Source organism: Streptomyces sp. NPDC002788, from assembly GCF_053592115.1.
In genome coordinates this window covers 136,346-154,490 of record NZ_JBSFVB010000015.1, presented here as the reverse complement: position 1 = coordinate 154,490, position 18,145 = coordinate 136,346, and the positions used below count along the sequence as shown (strand labels likewise).

17 protein-coding genes are annotated in these 18,145 nt (G+C 72.3%); 12 read left to right on the top strand and 5 right to left on the bottom strand.

Annotation, left to right across the window (positions count from 1 at the left end; genetic code table 11):
* Positions 1-39 precede the first annotated feature (39 nt).
* From ACWD1U_RS26850 to ACWD1U_RS26830, 5 genes are all read left to right on the top strand, one after another.
* A complete protein-coding gene (locus ACWD1U_RS26850; RefSeq protein ID WP_451111231.1) occupies positions 40-1,278 on the top strand; it encodes a MurT ligase domain-containing protein in 1,239 nt (412 codons plus the stop codon).
* Between the two features lie 23 nt (positions 1,279-1,301).
* Positions 1,302-2,030 (top strand): type 1 glutamine amidotransferase, encoded by a 729-nt coding sequence (locus ACWD1U_RS26845; protein ID WP_451111229.1) that lies wholly within the window; start codon positions 1,302-1,304, stop codon positions 2,028-2,030.
* A gap of 202 nt (positions 2,031-2,232) precedes the next feature.
* Complete coding sequence (locus ACWD1U_RS26840; protein WP_451111228.1) at positions 2,233-3,258, top strand: 6-phosphofructokinase; 1,026 nt, start codon at positions 2,233-2,235, stop codon at positions 3,256-3,258.
* A 116-nt stretch (positions 3,259-3,374) separates the two neighbouring features.
* On the top strand, positions 3,375-4,325 hold the full coding sequence (locus tag ACWD1U_RS26835) for a cytochrome c oxidase assembly protein (RefSeq protein WP_451111226.1): 951 nt from the start codon (positions 3,375-3,377) through the stop codon (positions 4,323-4,325).
* Positions 4,326-4,405: 80 nt separating this feature from the next.
* On the top strand, positions 4,406-4,585 hold the full coding sequence (locus ACWD1U_RS26830; protein ID WP_451111225.1) for a hypothetical protein: 180 nt from the start codon (positions 4,406-4,408) through the stop codon (positions 4,583-4,585).
* A gap of 4 nt (positions 4,586-4,589) precedes the next feature.
* Here the strand turns inward: ACWD1U_RS26830 and ACWD1U_RS26825 are convergent, their stop codons facing one another.
* From ACWD1U_RS26825 to ACWD1U_RS26810, 4 genes are read right to left on the bottom strand one after another with little or no spacing between them, the layout of a single operon-like run.
* Positions 4,590-5,804, bottom strand: coding sequence for a sensor histidine kinase (locus tag ACWD1U_RS26825; protein ID WP_451111224.1), 1,215 nt, complete (start codon positions 5,802-5,804; stop codon positions 4,590-4,592).
* Entirely contained in the window at positions 5,801-7,513 is a 1,713-nt protein-coding gene (locus ACWD1U_RS26820) for a sodium/solute symporter (RefSeq protein WP_451111222.1), read from the bottom strand. The genes ACWD1U_RS26825 and ACWD1U_RS26820 overlap by 4 nt, the downstream gene beginning before the upstream one ends.
* An 11-nt stretch (positions 7,514-7,524) precedes the next feature.
* The gene (locus ACWD1U_RS26815; RefSeq protein ID WP_451111360.1) at positions 7,525-7,884 is read right to left on the bottom strand and encodes a hypothetical protein; all 360 of its coding nucleotides are present in this window, start codon (positions 7,882-7,884) and stop codon (positions 7,525-7,527) included.
* A gap of 2 nt (positions 7,885-7,886) precedes the next feature.
* Positions 7,887-8,636, bottom strand: a complete 750-nt coding sequence (locus ACWD1U_RS26810; protein WP_451111221.1) for a LytR/AlgR family response regulator transcription factor — start codon at positions 8,634-8,636, stop codon at positions 7,887-7,889.
* Between the two features lie 121 nt (positions 8,637-8,757).
* On the opposite strand from ACWD1U_RS26810, the gene ACWD1U_RS26805 reads away from it, so the two are divergent.
* From ACWD1U_RS26805 to ACWD1U_RS26785, 5 genes are all read left to right on the top strand, one after another.
* A complete protein-coding gene (locus tag ACWD1U_RS26805) occupies positions 8,758-9,273 on the top strand; it encodes an Lrp/AsnC family transcriptional regulator (RefSeq protein ID WP_451111219.1) in 516 nt (171 codons plus the stop codon).
* A gap of 126 nt (positions 9,274-9,399) precedes the next feature.
* Entirely contained in the window at positions 9,400-10,221 is an 822-nt protein-coding gene (gene ddaH, locus ACWD1U_RS26800) for a dimethylargininase (protein WP_451111217.1), read from the top strand.
* Positions 10,218-11,471 carry an ornithine--oxo-acid transaminase gene (gene rocD, locus ACWD1U_RS26795; protein WP_451111216.1) on the top strand — a complete coding sequence of 418 codons (1,254 nt, stop codon included), beginning with the start codon at positions 10,218-10,220 and terminating at the stop codon, positions 11,469-11,471. Before ddaH ends, rocD begins: the two co-directional genes overlap by 4 nt.
* 169 nt (positions 11,472-11,640) lie before the next feature.
* Entirely contained in the window at positions 11,641-14,103 is a 2,463-nt protein-coding gene (locus ACWD1U_RS26790; RefSeq protein ID WP_451111214.1) for a SpoIIE family protein phosphatase, read from the top strand.
* A gap of 81 nt (positions 14,104-14,184) precedes the next feature.
* Complete coding sequence (locus ACWD1U_RS26785) at positions 14,185-15,426, top strand: PP2C family protein-serine/threonine phosphatase (protein ID WP_451111212.1); 1,242 nt, start codon at positions 14,185-14,187, stop codon at positions 15,424-15,426.
* 55 nt (positions 15,427-15,481) lie between these two features.
* Here ACWD1U_RS26785 and ACWD1U_RS26780 read toward each other — a convergent pair whose 3' ends face one another.
* Positions 15,482-15,937, bottom strand: a complete 456-nt coding sequence (locus ACWD1U_RS26780; protein WP_451111210.1) for an RpiB/LacA/LacB family sugar-phosphate isomerase — start codon at positions 15,935-15,937, stop codon at positions 15,482-15,484.
* A gap of 354 nt (positions 15,938-16,291) precedes the next feature.
* Between ACWD1U_RS26780 and ACWD1U_RS26775 the strand changes: the two genes are divergently transcribed.
* Positions 16,292-17,008 (top strand): lysophospholipid acyltransferase family protein, encoded by a 717-nt coding sequence (locus ACWD1U_RS26775; RefSeq protein WP_451111358.1) that lies wholly within the window; start codon positions 16,292-16,294, stop codon positions 17,006-17,008.
* Between the two features lie 59 nt (positions 17,009-17,067).
* Positions 17,068-18,093 (top strand): NAD-dependent epimerase/dehydratase family protein, encoded by a 1,026-nt coding sequence (locus tag ACWD1U_RS26770; protein ID WP_451111208.1) that lies wholly within the window; start codon positions 17,068-17,070, stop codon positions 18,091-18,093.
* Positions 18,094-18,145: the final 52 nt, after the last annotated feature.

The following is an 18,145-nucleotide window of genomic DNA, read 5'->3' as shown; positions in this document are numbered from 1 at the left end:
TTCAAGGCGCGGCGCGTACGCAAGGAGGATCGAGAACTGATGGCAGGCAACTCGGACCCGCTCTCGCCGCGGGCCAAGCTGGCCGTGACCGCGGGCAAGGCGGTCGCGGCGGCGTCCCGCGCCGCGGGACGCGGCAGCGGATCGGTGATCGGCGGCCGGGTGGCTCTCAAGCTCGACCCCGACCTCCTGGCCCGGCTCGCCCAGAACCTGGACGTGATCCTGGTCTCGGCGACCAACGGCAAGACCACGACCACCCGGCTCATCGCCGAGGCCCTGCGCGCGGCCGGGCCGGTCGTCTCGAACGCGCTCGGCGCCAACATGCCGGCCGGCATCACCTCGGCCCTCGCCGGCAGCTCGGACGCCCGGTACGGCGTCATCGAGGTCGACGAGAAGTACCTCGCCGGTGTCGCCCGCGACACCGCCCCGAAGTGCATCGCGCTGCTCAACCTCTCCCGCGACCAGCTCGACCGTGCCGCCGAGACCCGCATGCTCGCCGAGAACTGGCGGGAGGGACTCGCCGGTTCCAAGGCCGTGGTCGTGGCCAACTGCGACGACCCGCTGGTCGTGTGGGCGGCGTCCTCCTCCCCCAACGTGATCTGGGTCGCCGCCGGGCAGATGTGGAAGGACGACGCCTGGTCCTGCCCGTCCTGCGGTGGTGTGATGCAGCGCCCGGGCGACGACTGGTACTGCGGTGAGTGCGGCTTCCGCCGTCCGACGCCGAGCTGGGCACTCTCCGGCGACCACGTGCTGGACCCCCACGGCTCCGCCTGGCCGATCCACCTCCAGCTCCCCGGCCGCGCCAACAAGGCCAACGCCGCCTCCTCGGCCGCCGTCGCCGCCGTGTTCGGGGTGCCGCCGCAGGTCGCGCTGGAGCGCATGTACCAGGTGCAGGCGGTGGCCGGGCGGTACGACGTCGTCCAGTTCCAGGGCCGTGACCTCCGGCTCCTGCTCGCGAAGAACCCGGCCGGCTGGCTGGAGACGTTCTCCCTGATCGACCCGCCGCCCGCGCCGGTCATCCTGTCCGTGAACGCGCGCTCCGCCGACGGCACCGACACCTCCTGGCTGTGGGACGTCGACTACACGCGCCTGAGCGGCCACCCGATCTGCGTCGTCGGCGACCGGAGGCTGGACCTGGCGGTGCGCCTGGAGGTCGCCGACCAGCACTTCCAGGTCTACGAGAACCTCGACCAGGCCGTGCAGGCGTGCCCGCCGGGCCGGATCGAGGTCATCGCCAACTACACGGCGTTCCAGGACCTGCGCCGCCGCGTCGGCAACTGAGCACGAGACGTCAGGGGACTTTTGTGAGCGACAACCAACTGCGCATCGTCTGGATCTATCCCGACCTGCTCAGCACCTACGGCGACCAGGGCAACGTCCTCGTCGTGGAGCGCCGGGCACGGCAGCGCGGCCTGGACGTGGCCCGGCTGGACGTGCGCAGCGACCAGCCGATCCCGACCTCCGGCGACATCTACCTGATCGGCGGCGGTGAGGACCGCCCGCAGCGGCTCGCCGCCGAGCGGCTGCGCAGGGACACCGGGCTGACCCGGGCCGTGGAGAACGGCGCCATCGTGTTCTCCGTGTGCGCCGGCTACCAGATCCTCGGCCACGAGTTCATCAACGACCTCGGCCAGCGCGAGCCCGGCCTCGGGCTGCTGGACGTGGTGTCGGTGCGCGGCGAGGGCGCGCGGTGCGTCGGTGACGTGCTCGGCGACATCGACCAGCGCCTGGGACTTCCCCCGCTGACCGGTTTCGAGAACCACCAGGGCGTCACCCACCTCGGCCCCACCGCCCGCCCGCTCGCCCGGGTGCGTTTCGGCAACGGCAACGGCACGGGCGACGGCACGGAGGGCGCGTACAACGACACCGTCTTCGGCACGTACATGCACGGCCCGGTGCTCGCGCGCAACCCGCTGATCGCGGACCTGCTGCTGAAGCTGGCCCTCGACGTCAACGCGCTGCCGCCGACCGACGACCGCTGGTACGAGGCACTGCGCGACGAGCGCATCGCTGCTGCCGAGCAGCCTGCCTGAGCGCTGCGCGGCAGCGTACGGCGAGGATGCGTCAACCTGCTGGTCGAACAGCCCGTCTGACGGCACATCCGCACAGGTGAGCGGGGTCGTCCAGCAGGCGGACGCGTGCTTCGGTCCGGCCCCTCGATGCCGCTAGGGTGGCGGTGACTCGAGCCGGACGACGTGGTCCGGTCCCGGCCCATGTGGAGAAGGTTTTCGGGCTATGCGCATTGGTGTCCTCACGTCCGGCGGCGACTGCCCCGGCCTGAACGCCGTCATCCGGTCCGTCGTGCACCGCGCCGTCGTCGACCACGGCGACGAGGTCATCGGCTTCCGGGACGGTTGGAAGGGTCTCCTGGAGTGCGACTACCTCAAGCTCGACCTCGACGCGGTGGGCGGCATCCTCGCCCGCGGCGGCACGATTCTCGGGTCCTCCCGGGTCCAGCCCTCCCATCTGCGGGACGGTGTGGAGCGGGCCAGGGGCCATGTCGAGGAGCTCGGCCTCGACGCGATCATCCCCATCGGCGGCGAGGGCACGCTCAAGGCCGCCCGGCTCATGTCGGACAGCGGTCTGCCCGTCGTGGGCGTGCCGAAGACCATCGACAACGACATCGCGGTCACGGACGTCACGTTCGGCTTCGACACGGCCGTGGGGGTGGCGACCGAGGCGCTGGACCGGCTGAAGACCACCGCCGAGTCCCACCAGCGGGTCCTGGTCGTCGAGGTCATGGGCCGGCACACCGGCTGGATCGCGCTGCACTCCGGCATGGCGGCGGGCGCGCACGCCATCGTCGTTCCCGAGCGGCCCTTCGACATAGAGGAACTGACCCAGCGGGTCGGAGAGCGGTTCGAGGCCGGCAAGCGCTTCGCGATCGTCGTGGCGGCGGAGGGAGCCAAGCCCCGGGCCGGAACCATGGAGTTCGACGAGGGCGGCAAGGACATCTACGGGCACGAGCGGTTCGCCGGGATCGCCCGGCAGCTGTCGGTGGAGCTGGAGCGGCGGCTGGGGAAGGAAGCACGGCCGGTCATCCTCGGGCATGTGCAGCGCGGTGGGACGCCGACCGCCTACGACCGGGTGCTGGCCACGCGGTTCGGGTGGCACGCGGTGGAGGCTGTGCACCGGGGTGAGTTCGGGCAGATGACCGCGCTGCGTGGCACCGACATAGTGATGGTGCCGTTGGCCGAGGCCGTGGAGACGCTGAAGACCGTGCCGGAGGACCGGTACGACGAGGCGGAGTGTGTTCTCTGAGTTCGCCGAGCCCCTGAGTACGCCTCACCGCCCCCGGTCGCTCGTGCGGCCGGGGGCGGCTCTACTCTTGGGGCGGACAGATTGCTGCACACCCCCACGAAACAGGAGCCGGCGGAATGGATCACAGCGGGCACGGCATGACCACGGATCTGCCGCCGTTCACGCTGGGACGAGGGCTGGAGTGGTCGGCGGACCCGTTCTTTCTCGTCGGATGCCTGGTGGGGCTGGCCCTGTACGGATGGGGCGTCGTCCGGCTGGTCCGGCGCGGGGACAAGTGGCCGGTGGGGCGGACGGTCACCTACGCCCTGGGCGTGCTGAGCATCATGCTCATGATGTGCACGCAGCTGAACGACTACGGCATGGTCATGTTCAGCGTGCACATGGTGCAGCACATGGTGATCAGCATGGTGTCGCCCATCCTGATCCTGCTCGGGGCGCCGATCACGCTGGCGCTGCGGGCCCTGCCCACGACAGGGCGGGGCCGCAAGGGGCCGCGTGAGCTGCTGCTGATGTTCCTGCACAGCCGGTACATGCGGATCGTCACGCACCCGGCGTTCACGATCCCGCTGTTCATCGCCAGCCTGTACGGGCTGTACTTCACGCCGATCTTCGACACGCTGATGGGCTCCAGGGTGGGCCACATCGCGATGATGGTGCACTTCCTGGCCGTGGGTCTGGTGTTCTTCTGGCCGATCATGGGTGTGGACCCGGGCCCGCACCGGCCGGGCTACCTGATGCGGATGCTGGAGCTGTTCGCGGGGATGCCGTTCCACGCGTTCTTCGGGATCGCGTTGATGATGGCGACCGAGCCGATGGTCGAGACGTTCAAGAACCCGCCCGCCTCGCTCGGCGTCGAGGCGCTCTCCGACCAGAACGCGGCGGGCGGCATCGCCTGGGCGTTCAGCGAGATCCCGTCGGTGCTGGTCCTGGTCGCGCTGCTGTTCCAGTGGTACGCCTCGGAGCAGCGGTATGCCAGGCGCACGGACCGGGCCGCCGACCGGGACGGGGACAGGGAGCTGGAGGCGTACAACGCCTATCTGGCCTCGTTGAACGCGCAGGGGCGCTGAAGACGGCTCGGGCAAGGCCCGTGCGCGCCCGGCGTCCGGCAGGCACCATGGGGGGACCGGACCACGAGGAGGGTGTCGCGATGCCCGGTTCCACGAACGGTTCCAACTCGACGAAGACCATGGGAGTGCTCACCGTCGGCGGTCTCGTCGTCGTGACGGCCTACACGGTGGCGCTCGGGAGCAACGGCTGGCTGTGGTTCGGCTGGGTCGTCCTGGGCCTGATCACCTTGGGGATGGTGGTCACCTCGAGCAGCACCTGAGGGCTCACTGCCGGGTCAGCCGGCCCGCCGAGTGCACGCCCGGCTGGTACTTCGGGAGCCGGACGGTGATCTTCATGCCCGCACCCGTGGCGGTCTCGATGACGAGGCCGTAGTCGTCGCCGTAGACCTGGCGGAGCCGGTCGTCGACGTTGGACAGGCCGATGCCGCCGGAGGGGCTGGTCTCGCGGGCGAGGATGCGGCGGAGCAGGTCCGGGTCCATGCCGGCGCCGTCGTCCTCGATGACGACGAGCGCCTCGGCGCCCGTGTCCTGGGCGGTGATCTGGATGTGGCACTTGCCCGAGGACACGGCCTTGCCCTCCAGCCCGTGCTTGACGGCGTTCTCGACGAGCGGCTGGAGGCACAGGAAGGGCAGGGTGACCGGCAGCACCTCCGGTGCTATCTGGAGGGTCACGGAGAGGCGGTCGCCGAATCGCGCCCTGACCAGCGCCAGGTAGTGGTCGATGGCGTGGAGCTCGTCGGCGAGCGTGGTGAAGTCGCCGTGCCGACGGAACGAGTAGCGGGTGAAGTCGGCGAACTCCAGGAGCAGCTCGCGGGCGCGCTCGGGGTCGGTGCGGACGAACGAGGCGATCACGGCGAGCGAGTTGAAGATGAAGTGCGGGGAGATCTGGGCCCGCAGCGCCTTGATCTCGGCCTCGATGAGACGAGTGCGCGAGCTGTCGAGATCCGCCAGCTCCAGCTGGACCGAGACCCAGCGGGCGACCTCGCCGGCGGCCCGGACCAGGACGGCGGACTCGCGGGGCGCGCAGACGACCAGCGCGCCGTGCACGCGGTCGTCGACGGTGAGCGGGGCGACGACCGCCCAGCGCACCGAGCAGTCGAGGCTGTCGCAGGTGAGCCGGAAGGCCTCGCCTCGGCCGGTGTCCAGGGGGCCCGCGAGGCGTTCCATGATCTCGGTGCGGTGGTGAGCGCCGTCGCCGTCCCAGACCAGGACCTGTTCGCGGTCGGTGAGGCACAGGGCGTCGGTGCCGAGCAGCGAGCGCAGTTTGCGGGCGGACTTGCGGGCGGTCTCCTCGGTCAGGCCGGCCCGCAGCGGGGGTGCGGCGAGGGACGCGGTGTGCAGGGTCTCGAAGGTGGCGTGCTCGACAGGCGTGCCGAGGCCGGCGAGGCTGTTGGCCCGGGCGGTGCGCCGGCCCAGCCAGACCCCGACGGCCAGCACCGGGAGCACGGCGACGCACAGGCCCGCCAGGAAGCCGCTCATGTCGTCACCTCCGTACGCAGTTCCTCGGGCAGGTGGAACCGGGCCAGTACCGCCGCCGTGCCCGGCGGCACCCGGCCGGGGGTGGCCAGGGACACCAGGATCATGGTGAGGAAGCTCAGCGGCACCGACCACAGGGCGGGCCAGGCGAGCAGGGCGTGCAGGGCTCCCTCGCCCGGGTAGCCGACCATGGTCGCGGCGACCGCGAGCAGGGCGGAGCCGCCGCCGACCAGCATGCCGGCGGCCGCGCCGGGCGGGGTCAGCCGCCGCCACCAGATGCCCAGGACGAGCAGCGGGCAGAACGAGGACGCCGACACGGCGAAGGCGAGCCCGACGGCGTCGGCGACCGGGAGCCCGCCGACCAGGACGCTCGCCGCGAGGGGCACGGCCATGGCGAGGACCGTCCCGAGCCGGAAGTGCCGTACGCCCCGGGACGGCAGGACGTCCTGGGTGAGGACGCCCGCGACCGCCATGGTCAGGCCCGAGGCCGTGGAGAGGAACGCGGCGAAGGCACCCCCGGCGACCAGCGCGCCCAGCAGGTCGCCGCCCAGTCCCCCGATCATGCGGTCGGGCAGCAGGAGGACGGCGGCGTCCGGGTCTCCGGTGAGGGTGAGTTCGGGAGCGTAGAGACGGCCCAGGGCGCCGTAGACGGGCGGCAGGAGGTAGAAGGCACCGATCAGGCCGAGGACCACGACGGTGGTGCGGCGGGCGGCGACACCGTGCGGGCTGGTGTAGAAGCGGACCACCACGTGCGGCAGGCCCATGGTGCCGAGGAACGTGGCGAGGATCAGCCCGTACGTGGCGTACAGGGGGCGTTCCTCGCGGCTCTCGGCCTGGGAGGGGGACAGGTCGCCGCCGTTGCCGCGCTCGGCCTCGGGGACGGGGGCGCCCCGTGCGAAGGTGAGCCGGGTGCCGCGTTCGATGTGGTGGCTGCCGGCGGGCAGGTCCAGGCGGGTGTCGGTGTGCGTGCGGCCGTCGACGGTGCCGGTGACCGTGACGGTCAGGGGCCGGTCCAGCTTCAGGTCGATGCCGTCGTCGACGCGGACGACGCGCTGCTCGCGGAAGGTGGCCGGTTCGTCGAAGGCGTGGCGGGGGGCGCCGTCGCTCTGCCAGGCGAGGACCAGGAACAGGGCGGGGACGAGCAGGGCGGTGAGTTTCAGCCAGTACTGGAAGGCCTGGACGAAGGTGATGCTGCGCATGCCGCCGGCGGCGACGGTGGCGGTCACGACGACGGCGACGATCACACCGCCGAGCCAGTCGGGCGCCCCGGTCAGCACGGTCAGGGTGAGCCCCGCGCCCTGCAGCTGGGGCAGCAGGTACAGCCAGCCGACGCCGACGACGAAGGCGCCCGCGAGGCGCCTTACGCCCTGGGAGGCGAGACGGGCCTCGGCGAAGTCGGGGAGCGTGTAGGCGCCGGAGCGGCGCAGCGGGGCGGCGACGAAGAGGAGCAGCACCAGGTAGCCGGCGGTGTAGCCGACCGGGTACCAGAGCATGTCGGGGCCCTGGACGAGGAGGAGGCCCGCTATGCCCAGGAAGGAGGCGGCGGAGAGGTACTCGCCGCTGATGGCGGTGGCGTTGAGGCGGGGTCCGACAGTGCGGGAGGCGACGTAGAAGTCGGAGGTGGTGCGGGAGATGCGCAGGCCGAAGGCGCCGACGAGGACCGTCGCGACCACGACGAGGGCGACGGCTGGGACGGCGTAGCTGGAGTTCATCGGCGTGGGGGTCAGCGGTCTTCGACGAGGCGCACGAAGTCACGCTCGTTGCGTTCGGCGCGGCGGACGTACCAGCGGGCGAGGAGGACGAGCGGGGCGTAGAGGCCGAAGCCGAGGACGGCCCATTCGAGGCGGCGGGCGTCGGGCATCGCGGCGAAGAGGAGCGGGAGGGGGCCGACGAGCAGACCGAGGATCGCGAACACGGTCAGGGCGGCGCGCAACTGGGTGCGCATCAGGGAACGGACGTAGGTGTGGCCGAGGGTGGTCTGTTCGTCGATCTCGGTGCGCGGGCGGTAGTAGCCGGAAGCCCGCCGGGTCTGGCGGGGCGGGCCGGTGACGACGACGCGGCGTTCGGTGTGGTCCTGGGGCACCGTCACGGCCTCCTCATGAGCAGGTCGCGCAGTTCGCGTGCGTGGCGCCGGCTGACCTGGAGCTCCTCGGAGCCGACGAGGACGCTGACCGAGCCCGCGTCGAGGCGGAGTTCGCCGATGTGGCGCAGAGCGACGAGGTGGCGGCGGTGGATGCGGACGAAGCCCCGGGAGCGCCAGCGGTCCTCCAGGGTGGACAGGGGGATGCGGACCAGGTGGCTGCCCTTGTCGGTGTGCAGACGGGCGTAGTCCCCCTGGGCCTCGACGTGGGTGATGTCGTCGACGGCGACGAAGCGGGTCACACCGCCGAGCTCGACGGGTATGTGGTCCGGGTCGGGTTCGTGCACGGGGATGCGCGGGGCGGTGCCGCGCACCTCGGCGGCCCGGCGGACGGCCTCGGCGAGGCGTTCCTTGCGTACGGGTTTGAGGACGTAGTCGACGGCCTTCAGGTCGAAGGCCTGGACGGCGAAGTCCTCGTGGGCGGTGACGAACACGACGAGCGGCGGCTGCGCGAAGCCTGTGAGCAGCCGGGCCAGGTCGAGGCCGTCGAGGCCGGGCATCTGGATGTCGAGGAAGACGACGTCGATGGCCTCGGGTCCGCCCGGGCCGGATTCCAGGGCCCGGTTGATGCGGCGCAGCGCCTCGGTCGCGTCGCCGGCGCCTTCCGCGCTGCCGATGCGGGGGTCGGCCTGCAGCAGGTAGAGGAGCTCCTCGAGCGAGGGGCGTTCGTCGTCGACAGCCAGGGCGCGCAGCATGAACCCGGAGTGTAGGGGCGATCCGTGCGTCCGGACACGTGCCGGGGGTGGACGTCTGCGCTGGACACGGTGCCCGCGCCGGGCCGGGGCGGGCCGGGATGCCGGTGGATACAGTGCCCGCATGAACAGCAGGTCCACGCCGTTCGACGAACTCGACCGGAAGATCATCACCGCTTTGATGGCCAACGCCAGGACGTCGTTCGCCGAGATCGGCACGGCGGTCGGGCTGTCGGCCACGGCGGTCAAGCGCCGGGTCGACCGGCTGCGCGAGACGGGCGTGATCACCGGGTTCTCGGCCACGGTGAAGCCGTCGGCGCTGGGCTGGCGCACGGAGGCCTATGTCGAGGTGTACTGCGAGGGCGCGGCGCCGCCGCGGCGGCTGGCCGAGGTCGTGCGCGACTACCCGGAGATCGCGGCGGCGATGACCGTGACGGGCGGCGCGGACGCGTTGCTGCACGTACGGGCGCGGGACGTGGAGCACTTCGAGGAGGTGCTGGAGCGGATCCGGCAGGAGCCGTTCATCCGGAAGACGATCAGCGTGATGGTGCTGTCCCATCTGCTGCCGGAGAGCCCGGAGGCCGGGGCCAGCCAGCCGGCGCCTGAGGGATCTCCGGGCGGCGCAGCCAACGTGCGCTGAGCGGCCGCAAGACGCAGTGTTCCTGCGCGGACGCGCAACCTTTGTTCCTTGCCGGGGCCCTCCGCCAGTTCCTACCGTTGTGTCAACAACCCGTCACACACCGTGAGGAAGCGGAGGGACCCCTCTGTGCCCGACTCCCGTGTGCCGCGCCGGCGGCGCTACCTCGTCTGCGAACCCAGACACTTCGCCGTGCAGTACGCGATCAACCCGTGGATGCGTCCCGGCGAACCCGTCGATGTCATCCGCGCCCTGGACCAGTGGCAGGCGCTGGTCGACACGTACCGCGCCCACGGCCATACCGTGGATGCTGTGAAACCCGTTCCCGGCCTGCCCGACATGGTCTTCGCCGCGAACGCGGCGGTCGTCGTCGACGGCCGCGTCTTCGGCTCCCTCTTCCACGCGCCCGAGCGCCGTCCCGAGTCCGTGCCGTACGAGGCGTGGTTCAAGACGGAGGGCTACGAGGTGTACCACCCCGAGTCGGTGTGCGAGGGCGAGGGCGACCTGGTGCCGGCCGGCCGCTGGATCCTGGCCGGGACGGGTTTCCGCACCACGCGGGAGGCCCACCGGGAGGCGCAGGAGTACTTCGGTGTGCCGGTGATCAGCCTGACGCTGGTGGATCCGTACTTCTACCACCTGGACACGGCGCTGTTCGTCCTCGACGAGGAGAACATCGCCTACTGTCCCGAGGCGTTCTCGCCGGGCAGCCGCGAGGTGCTGGCCCGCTTGTACCCGGACGCGGTGCTCGCATCCCGCGAGGACGCGATGGCGTTCGGGCTCAACTCCGTCTCCGACGGGCGCCATGTGTTCATCTCGCCCGGGGCGAGGGGCCTGGCGGGGCAGCTGACCGACCGCGGCTACGTCCCGGTCCCCGTCGACCTGTCCGAGTTCCAGAAGGCCGGTGGCGGCATCAAGTGCTGCACCCAGGAGATCCGGGAGATCCGCTCATGACCGCACCTGTCCGCACCGGGGACTCGCAAGGGGCCCGGGGCTCGCGGGAGACCCGAGGCTCGCAGGAGCTGATCCGCGCGGAGGAGCCGGTCCTCGCGCACAACTACCATCCGCTGCCCGTGGTCGTCGCCCGCGCCGAGGGCACCTGGGTGGAGGACGTGGAGGGGCGGCGCTACCTCGACATGCTGGCCGGCTATTCGGCCCTGAACTTCGGGCACCGGCACCCGGCGCTGATCGAGGCGGCCCACCGCCAGCTCGACCGGCTGACCCTCACCTCGCGCGCCTTCCACAACGACCGGCTCGCCGAGTTCGCCGAGCGGCTCGCGGCGCTGACCGGCATGGACATGGTGCTGCCCATGAACACCGGCGCGGAGGCGGTGGAGAGCGGGGTGAAGGTGGCCCGCAAGTGGGCCTACGACGTCAAGGGCGTCCCGGCCGACCGGGCGACCATCGTCGTCGCGGCGGACAACTTCCACGGCCGTACGACGACGATCGTCAGCTTCTCCACGGACGAGACCGCCCGGGCGGGATTCGGGCCCTTCACCCCGGGCTTCCGGGTCGTGCCGTACAACGACCTGGCCGCGCTGGAGGCGGCGGTCGACGAGACGACGGCGGCGGTGCTGATCGAGCCGATCCAGGGTGAGGCCGGGGTGGTCGTCCCGGACGACGGCTACCTGGCCGGCGTGCGCGAGCTGACCCGGCGCAAGGGCTGTCTGTTCGTCGCGGACGAGATCCAGTCCGGGCTCGGCCGGACGGGCAGCACCCTGGCCGTCGAGCACGAGTCGGTGGTGCCGGACGTGCTGCTCCTGGGCAAGGCGCTGGGCGGCGGCATCGTGCCGGTGTCGGCGGTGGTCGGACGCCGGGAGGTGCTCGGGGTGCTGCACCCGGGCGAGCACGGGTCGACCTTCGGAGGCAACCCGCTGGCGGCGGCTGTCGGCACGGCGGTGGTCGAGCTGCTGGAGACGGGCGAGTTCCAGCGCCGGGCGGCCGAGCTGGGCGTGGTCCTGCGCGACGGTCTGACGGGGCTGGTCGGCAAGGGTGTGGTCGGTTTCCGCGCACGCGGGCTGTGGGCGGGCGTCGACGTCGACCCCGCCCTCGGCACCGGCCGCGAGATCAGCGAACGCCTGATGCGGGAGGGGGTCCTGGCCAAGGACACCCACGGCTCGACGATCCGGCTGGCCCCACCGCTGACGATCACGGCCGAGGAGCTGCGAGGGGCACTCGGGGCACTGGAGAAGGCGCTGGGGTGAGTCACCTGGGGGCGGACGATCCGGCCCCAGGCGCACCGCATCCGGCCCTGCCGTCCCAACCGCCCCCTGCCTCCCCGACCGGACCGCACGAGCCGCCCCCGCTCACCGGAAGGGTGAAGATTGGGGCAAGAGGTGGTAGACCACTCTCTCAGCGACAGAGAGGTCGGCCGTGGGCGCACACGAGGAGTCCGGCGTTGCCCGGCAGCGGTTCGACGTGGCCGACGCCGCGCCCCTGTTGCTCGATGCGCAGGGCGTGGTGACGGGCTGGACCGCTGATGCCGGGCGGCTGCTGGCGTACCCGGCATCCGAGGCGGTCGGCAGGAAGCTGGCCGATCTGCTGGTCACCGAGGACGCCGAGCGCGTGCCGGACCTGGTCGAGCGGTGCCGCGGGGACGGCGGCTGGACGGGGCTGCTGACGGCCCGCCGCAAGGACGGGCAGCCGGTGAGGGTCGCGGTCCGGATCGCCCCGGCCGACGAGGCGCACGGCGGCTCGCGGTGGCTGATGCTGCTGTCGGAGCTGGCCGACGCCCCCGGCTGGGACATGAGCCGCACGGTGTTGCAGCAGATGGTGGCCGACGCGCCGGTCGGTATCGCGATCGTGGACACGGACCTGCGTTTCGTGTGGTCGAACGCCGCACTGGAGCAGTTCGGCGGCGGACCGGCAGCGCGCCGGCTCGGCCTGCGCTTCGCGGACGTCCAGCCGGGCCTGGACGCCCAGGCGGTCGAGGCGCAGATGCGGCACGTACTGGAGACCGGCGAGGCGGTCGTCGGCTACGAGCACGTGGGCCGTGTGCGGTCGGCGCCGCTGCGCGAGACGGCGCACATGCTGTCGTTCACCCGGCTCGAGGACGATCAGGGCCACCCGATAGGTGTGTACTACACGGTCGTCGACATGACCGAGCGGCACCGCGCCCGACAGCGGCTGGCGCTGCTCGACCGGGCCGGCGAGAGCATCGGCCGCAGCCTGGACCTCACGCGCACCGCGCAGGAGCTGGCCGACGTGGCCGTGCCGGGACTGGCCGACTTCGTCACCGTGGACCTGCTGGAGACGGTGCTGCGGGGCGCCGAACCGGCTCCGGGGCCGCTCGCGGACGCGGAGGACCCGGTGCCGTTGCGCCGCGCCGGCTACCGGTCGGCGGCGGAGGACGACCTCGTGGAGGCCGTCATCGCGATCGGCGGGATGGTGGAGTTCCGGGCCGGGACGCCCCCGGTCCACTGCCTGGCCACGGGACGCTCCTGGCGCGGGGAGCGGCTCGACCCGCAGGCCCTTGACTGGACCACGAAGGTCCCGAGCGGCCGGCACGCCACGTTCCGGGAGCTGGGTCTGCGCAGCGTCATGACCGTGCCGATCCGGTCGCGCGGCATCACCCTCGGCCTCACGACCTTCTTCCGGCGGGACCGCCGGGAAGCCTTCGACGAGGAGGATCTGCGCCTGGCAGAGGACCTCGTCGCCCGTGCGGCCGTCTGTGTGGACAACGCCCGCCGCTACACCCGTGAGCGGGACGCCGCGCTCGTCCTGCAGCGCAGTCTGCTCCCCCACCGCCTGCCCGAGCAGGACGCGGTCGAGGTGGCCGCGTGCTACCGGCCGGCCGACGAGCTGACCGGCCTCGGCGGCGACTGGTACGACCTCATCCCGCTGTCCGGGGCGCGGGTGGCGCTCGTCGTGGGCGAGGTGCCCGGGCACGGCATCGACGCCGCCGCGGCCATGGGCCAGCTGCGGACCGCCGTACGGACCCTGGCGGCTCTGGATCTGCGGCCCGAGGAGGTGCTGGCGCACCTCGACGACCTGGTGGCGCGGTCGGCGCGGGAAGAGGGTGCCGAGCCGGGTACGGCGGGATCCGCGGGCACGCAGCGTGTGGGCTCGGGGTGCCTGTACGTCGTCTACGACCCGGTCGACGGCCGCTGCGCGATGGCCGCCGCGGGGCACCCCGCACCGGCCGTGGTCCTGCCCGACGGCTCGGTCGTGTTCGTCGACCTCCCGCAGGGGCCACCGCTCGGCGTGGGCGGCCCGCCCTTCGAGGCGGTCGAGATGCCCCTCGCGCAGGGCAGCACGCTCGCCCTGCACACCGACGGGCTGCTGGCCCGGGGCGAGACCTGGGCCGTCGACGCCGGCCGGGAACGGCTGCGCCGGGCGCTGGAGCTGGCGGGTCCGCTGGAGTCGCACTGCCGGACCGTGGTCGACGCGCTCGTCCCCGCCCGCCCCCACGACGACGTGGCCCTGCTGATGGCCCGGACGAAACGTCTCGGCAGCGAGCAGGTCGCGGCCTGGGAGCTGCCCTCGGACCCGGCCGTCGTCGCCGAGGCCCGCCGCGCGGCCACCCGCCAGCTGGCGCACTGGGGCCTGGAGGAGTTGGCCTTCACCACGGAGCTGGTGGTGAGCGAGCTGGTCACCAACGCCATCCGGTACGCCGCCGGCACCATCCGGCTCCGGCTGATCCGCGAGCGCGCCCTGGTGTGCGAGGTCTTCGACGGCGGCGCCACCGCGCCCCATCTGCGTCACCCGCGGACGACGGACGAGGGCGGGCGCGGGCTGCTGCTGGTCTCGCAGCTGACGCAGCGGTGGGGCACGCGGTTCGTCCCCGACGGGAAGATCATCTGGGCCGAGCAGTCCCTGACGGCTCCGGGGGAGTGACGCCAGGGCGAGATTCTTCCATTCCGTGGGAACCATTCCGTGGGAAACTGGGATGATCCCGGCAGTGGTGAGGCAGCAGCCATGACGGATTCGGCGATCGACTACACGGCGGTGTTCCACGCCCTGCCCGGGATGGTGGCGCTCTTGACGCCCGAGCTCGTCTACGCGGACGTCAACGAGGAGTTCGTCCGGGTCTCCGGCCGCTCGCGCGAGCAGTTGGTCGGCCGCTACCTGTTCGACGTCTTCCCCGACAACCCCAACAACCCGGGTGCGACGGGCGTGCGGAACCTGGAGGCCTCGCTGTACCGGGTCCTGGCGACCGGCGAGCGGGACGCGATGGCTCTGCAGCGCTACGACGTCGAGGATCCCGAGCGCCCCGGGGAGTGGGAGGAGCGCTACTGGAGCCCGGTGAACGCGCCGCTGCTCGGGCCCGACGGGAAGGTGACGCTGATCCTGCACCGCGTCGAGGAGGTCACGGAGCTGATCCGAGCCCGTGGCCGCCACGGGGGGCACCGCAACACCCGCGCCCGGATGCTGGAGGCGGAGCTGTACACCCGCGCCCGTGAGCTGCAGGAGCTCAACGAGCGGTTGCGCCTGGCGCACTCCCGGGAGCGGGAGGTGGCGCTGGCGTTGCAGAAGGCGATGCTGCCCGCCGGTCCGCAGACCCGGCACCACCATCGGGCCGCCGTCCGGTACCGGCCCGCCGTGGGCGCGCTCAACGTGTGCGGGGACTGGTACGACCTGGTCGACCTGGTCGGCGGCCACCGCACCGGTGTGTCCGTGGGCGACGTGGTCGGGCACGGGCTGGAGGCCGCCGGGGTCATGGGCCAGCTGCGCAGCGCGCTGAGCGCGGCGTCCCGGGTCGCGGACGGGCCGGCGCAGGCCCTGGACGTGCTGGGGCGGTATGCGCACGTGGTCGAAGGTGCCGAGTCGGCGACGGCGGTGACGACCTTCATCGACTTCGACCGGCAGGTCATCACGTACAGCAGCGCCGGTCATCCCCCACCCGTGCTGGTCCACCCCGACGGCCGCACGGAGTTCCTCGACCAGGCCACGGACACGCCGCTCGACGCCCGCCCCGACCCGATCGCCAGACCCCAGGCCGAGACCACGTTCGCGCCGGGCGCCACGCTGGTGCTCTACACCGACGGACTGGTCGAACGGCGCCGCGAGGACATCTACACGGGTCTGGACCGGCTCGCCGACGCCCTGCGCCGGCACCGGGACCAGGACCCCGAGACCCTAGCCGACACCGTCCTGCTGGAACTGCTGCCGCCCGGCGGTGCGACGGACGACACCGCGCTCATCATCGTGCGTCTGTGACTCAGGGGTCCTTGCACTGCCCGCCCGGGTCGGACGCTCATCCTGCAAGGACCCCTTACAGGCGGGACCTGCCGTGATCGAGAAGCCGGACGCGGTCCACGTTCTGCCGGTCCTCGGCGTCCCTGCTGGGCTCGCCTGCGAACCAGGCGTCGAGGATCTCCCCGAGCAGCGGCTCGGACGTCAGCCGCAGGCTGAGCGCGAGCACGTTGGCGTCGTTCCAGCGGCGGGCCCCGTCGGCGGAGTAGGCGTCCGTGCACAGGGCGGCCCGTACGCCCGGCACCTTGTTCGCGGCGATCGAGGCGCCCGTGCCGGTCCAGCAGCACACCACGGCCTGGTCGGCCGTCCCGTCGGCGACCTCACGGGCCGCGGCCTCGGAGCACACCGCCCACTGCGGGTCGTCCCCGGGGCGCAGCGCGCCGTGCGGGCGCACCTCATGCCCCCGGTCGCGCAGCGCGGCCACGAGGGAGCGGGCGACGGGCTCGTCCATGTCCGAGGAAACAGAGATGCGCATGTCTGGCAGGTTACTCGGCGGTGCCCGCGACGCCACCGGCCCCGCGGGGCCGGGGCAGGCCGCCGCAAGAGCCGGCCCCGCCCCACCCCCGCCAACCCGCCACGCCCCCCGTTCGGCATGCCCGTCATCCGCATGGCGCAGCACGCCGGTCACGCGGCCCTCCCCAGCCGCATGAGCACCAACGGTCGCGCCCTCCTGACTGACCGTCAGTCAATCGGCAAAGGATCTGTGCCGTCCGGCCGCACGAGGTGCCCGGCTGTTACGCCTGCACCTAGACTGGCACCCCACGACATGCCGGTTGACCTGCTGGAACGCGGCGGTTGCGGCCACCGCGAGAGTCGAGGAGCGCCCGCTTTGTTCTACTACCTGCTGAAATACGTGCTGCTGGGCCCGCTGCTGCGACTGGTCTTCCGGCCTCGGATAGAGGGCCTGGAGCACGTCCCCTCGGAGGGTGCGGCCATCGTCGCCGGCAATCACCTGTCGTTCTCGGACCACTTCCTGATGCCCGCGATCCTCAAGCGGCGCATCACCTTCCTCGCGAAGGCCGAGTACTTCACGGGCCCGGGCATCAAGGGCCGCCTGACGGCCTTCTTCTTCCGCAGCGCGGGGCAGATCCCGGTCGACCGCTCCGGCAAGGACGCGGGCCAGGCCGCGATCCGCGAGGGCCTCGGCGTGCTGAGCAAGGACGAGTTGCTCGGCATCTACCCCGAGGGGACCCGCTCGCACGACGGCCGGCTCTACAAGGGCAAGGTCGGGGTCGCCGTGATGGCACTCAAGGCCGGCGTCCCGGTCGTGCCCTGCGCGATGATCGGCACCTTCGAGGCCCAGCCGCCCGGCAAGGTCATCCCCAACATCCACCCGGTCGTGATCCGCTTCGGTGAGCCCCTCGACTTCTCCCGCTACGAAGGCATGGAGAACGAGAAGGCCATCCTGCGCGCCGTCACCGACGAGATCATGTACGCGATCCTCTCGCTGTCCGAGCAGGAGTACGTCGACCGGTACGCGGCCGTCGTGAAGGCCGAGGAGGCCGCCACGAAGGAGCGGAAGTTCCGGCGCATGCCGCTGAGATGAGATCTGCCGTCGGCAGAACGCCGTTCCGCGGCCGGTCTGCGGCGATCTACGGTCACGGCATGAGACGAGCTGTGGTGATCGGGGCCAACGGGCAGATCGGCCGGCCGACGGTGGAGGCCCTGGCGCGGGACGGCTGGGAGGTGACGGCCGCGTCGCGCGGCGGAGGCAGGGCCCAGAATTGGCCCGGCGAGGTCCGGACGCGGCGACTGGACCGCGAGGACGACGCGGCGCTGGCCGCGCTGATCAGAGACGGCTGCGACCTCGTGGTCGACATCGTCGCCTACGGGGCCCGGCACGCACGGCAGTTGACGCGGCTGGCCGACCGCGTCGGCTCGGCCGTGGTCGTGTCGAGCGTGTCGGTGTACGAGGACGGCAGGGGCCGCGGCTTCGACACCATGAGCGAGCCGGACGGTTTCCCCCGGTACCCCGAACCGATCCGGGAGGGGCAGCCGACGGTCCCGCCGGGGGACGCCACGTACAGCACCGGCAAGGTGGCCTTGGAGCGTGAACTCCTCGCGGCGGGCGACCGGTTGCCGACGACCCTGCTGCGCGCGGGCGCGATCCACGGTCCGTACAGCCCCCTCCCCCGCGAGCTGTACTTCGTGAAGCGGAACCTGGACGGCCGGCGCCGGCGGGTGCTCGCCCACCGGGGCGAGAGCCGCTTTCACCCGGCCGCCGCCCGCAACATCGCCGAGCTGGTCCGGCTGGCGGCGGCCCTGCCCGGCTCGCGGGTGCTCAACGCCTGCGACCCGCGGCCGCCGACGGTGGCCGAGATCGGGGCGGCGATCGACTCGGTCATGGGCGTGGAGACGGAGACCGCGCTGCTGGACGGGCCGGGACCGTCGCCGGCCGTGGGTCGTTCCCCGTGGTCGACGCCGCTGCCGGTGGTGTGCGACATGTCCGCGGCGGAGCGGGAGTTGGGCTACCGGCCGGTCGTGTCCTACGCCGGCAGCCTGCCGGAGACGGTCGAATGGCTCACCCGCCGGCTGTCCGGGCAAGACTGGCGGGAGGCGTTCCCCTCTCTCGCGCGGATCTATCCGGATCTGTTCGACTACGCGACGGAGGACGCCTGGTTCGCGGCATGAGCGAGGGGCGGCCGGATGACCCGGCCGCCCCTCACCGTCGTACGGACGACTG

Excerpts from the sequence above, each read along its gene's own strand:
- ACWD1U_RS26835 (WP_451111226.1), top strand. The coding sequence starts at position 3,375 with ATGGATCACAGCGGGCACGGCATGACCACGGATCTGCCGCCGTTCACG.
- ACWD1U_RS26830 (WP_451111225.1), top strand. The coding sequence starts at position 4,406 with ATGCCCGGTTCCACGAACGGTTCCAACTCGACGAAGACCATGGGAGTG.
- ACWD1U_RS26780 (WP_451111210.1), bottom strand. The coding sequence starts at position 15,937 with ATGCGCATCTCTGTTTCCTCGGACATGGACGAGCCCGTCGCCCGCTCC.
- ACWD1U_RS26810 (WP_451111221.1), bottom strand. The coding sequence starts at position 8,636 with ATGCTGCGCGCCCTGGCTGTCGACGACGAACGCCCCTCGCTCGAGGAG.
- ACWD1U_RS26805 (WP_451111219.1), top strand. The coding sequence starts at position 8,758 with ATGAACAGCAGGTCCACGCCGTTCGACGAACTCGACCGGAAGATCATC.
- rocD (WP_451111216.1), top strand. The coding sequence starts at position 10,218 with ATGACCGCACCTGTCCGCACCGGGGACTCGCAAGGGGCCCGGGGCTCG.
- ACWD1U_RS26840 (WP_451111228.1), top strand. The coding sequence starts at position 2,233 with ATGCGCATTGGTGTCCTCACGTCCGGCGGCGACTGCCCCGGCCTGAAC.
- ACWD1U_RS26770 (WP_451111208.1), top strand. The coding sequence starts at position 17,068 with ATGAGACGAGCTGTGGTGATCGGGGCCAACGGGCAGATCGGCCGGCCG.
- ACWD1U_RS26785 (WP_451111212.1), top strand. The coding sequence starts at position 14,185 with ATGACGGATTCGGCGATCGACTACACGGCGGTGTTCCACGCCCTGCCC.
- ACWD1U_RS26850 (WP_451111231.1), top strand. The coding sequence starts at position 40 with ATGGCAGGCAACTCGGACCCGCTCTCGCCGCGGGCCAAGCTGGCCGTG.
- ACWD1U_RS26825 (WP_451111224.1), bottom strand. The coding sequence starts at position 5,804 with ATGAGCGGCTTCCTGGCGGGCCTGTGCGTCGCCGTGCTCCCGGTGCTG.
- ACWD1U_RS26820 (WP_451111222.1), bottom strand. The coding sequence starts at position 7,513 with ATGAACTCCAGCTACGCCGTCCCAGCCGTCGCCCTCGTCGTGGTCGCG.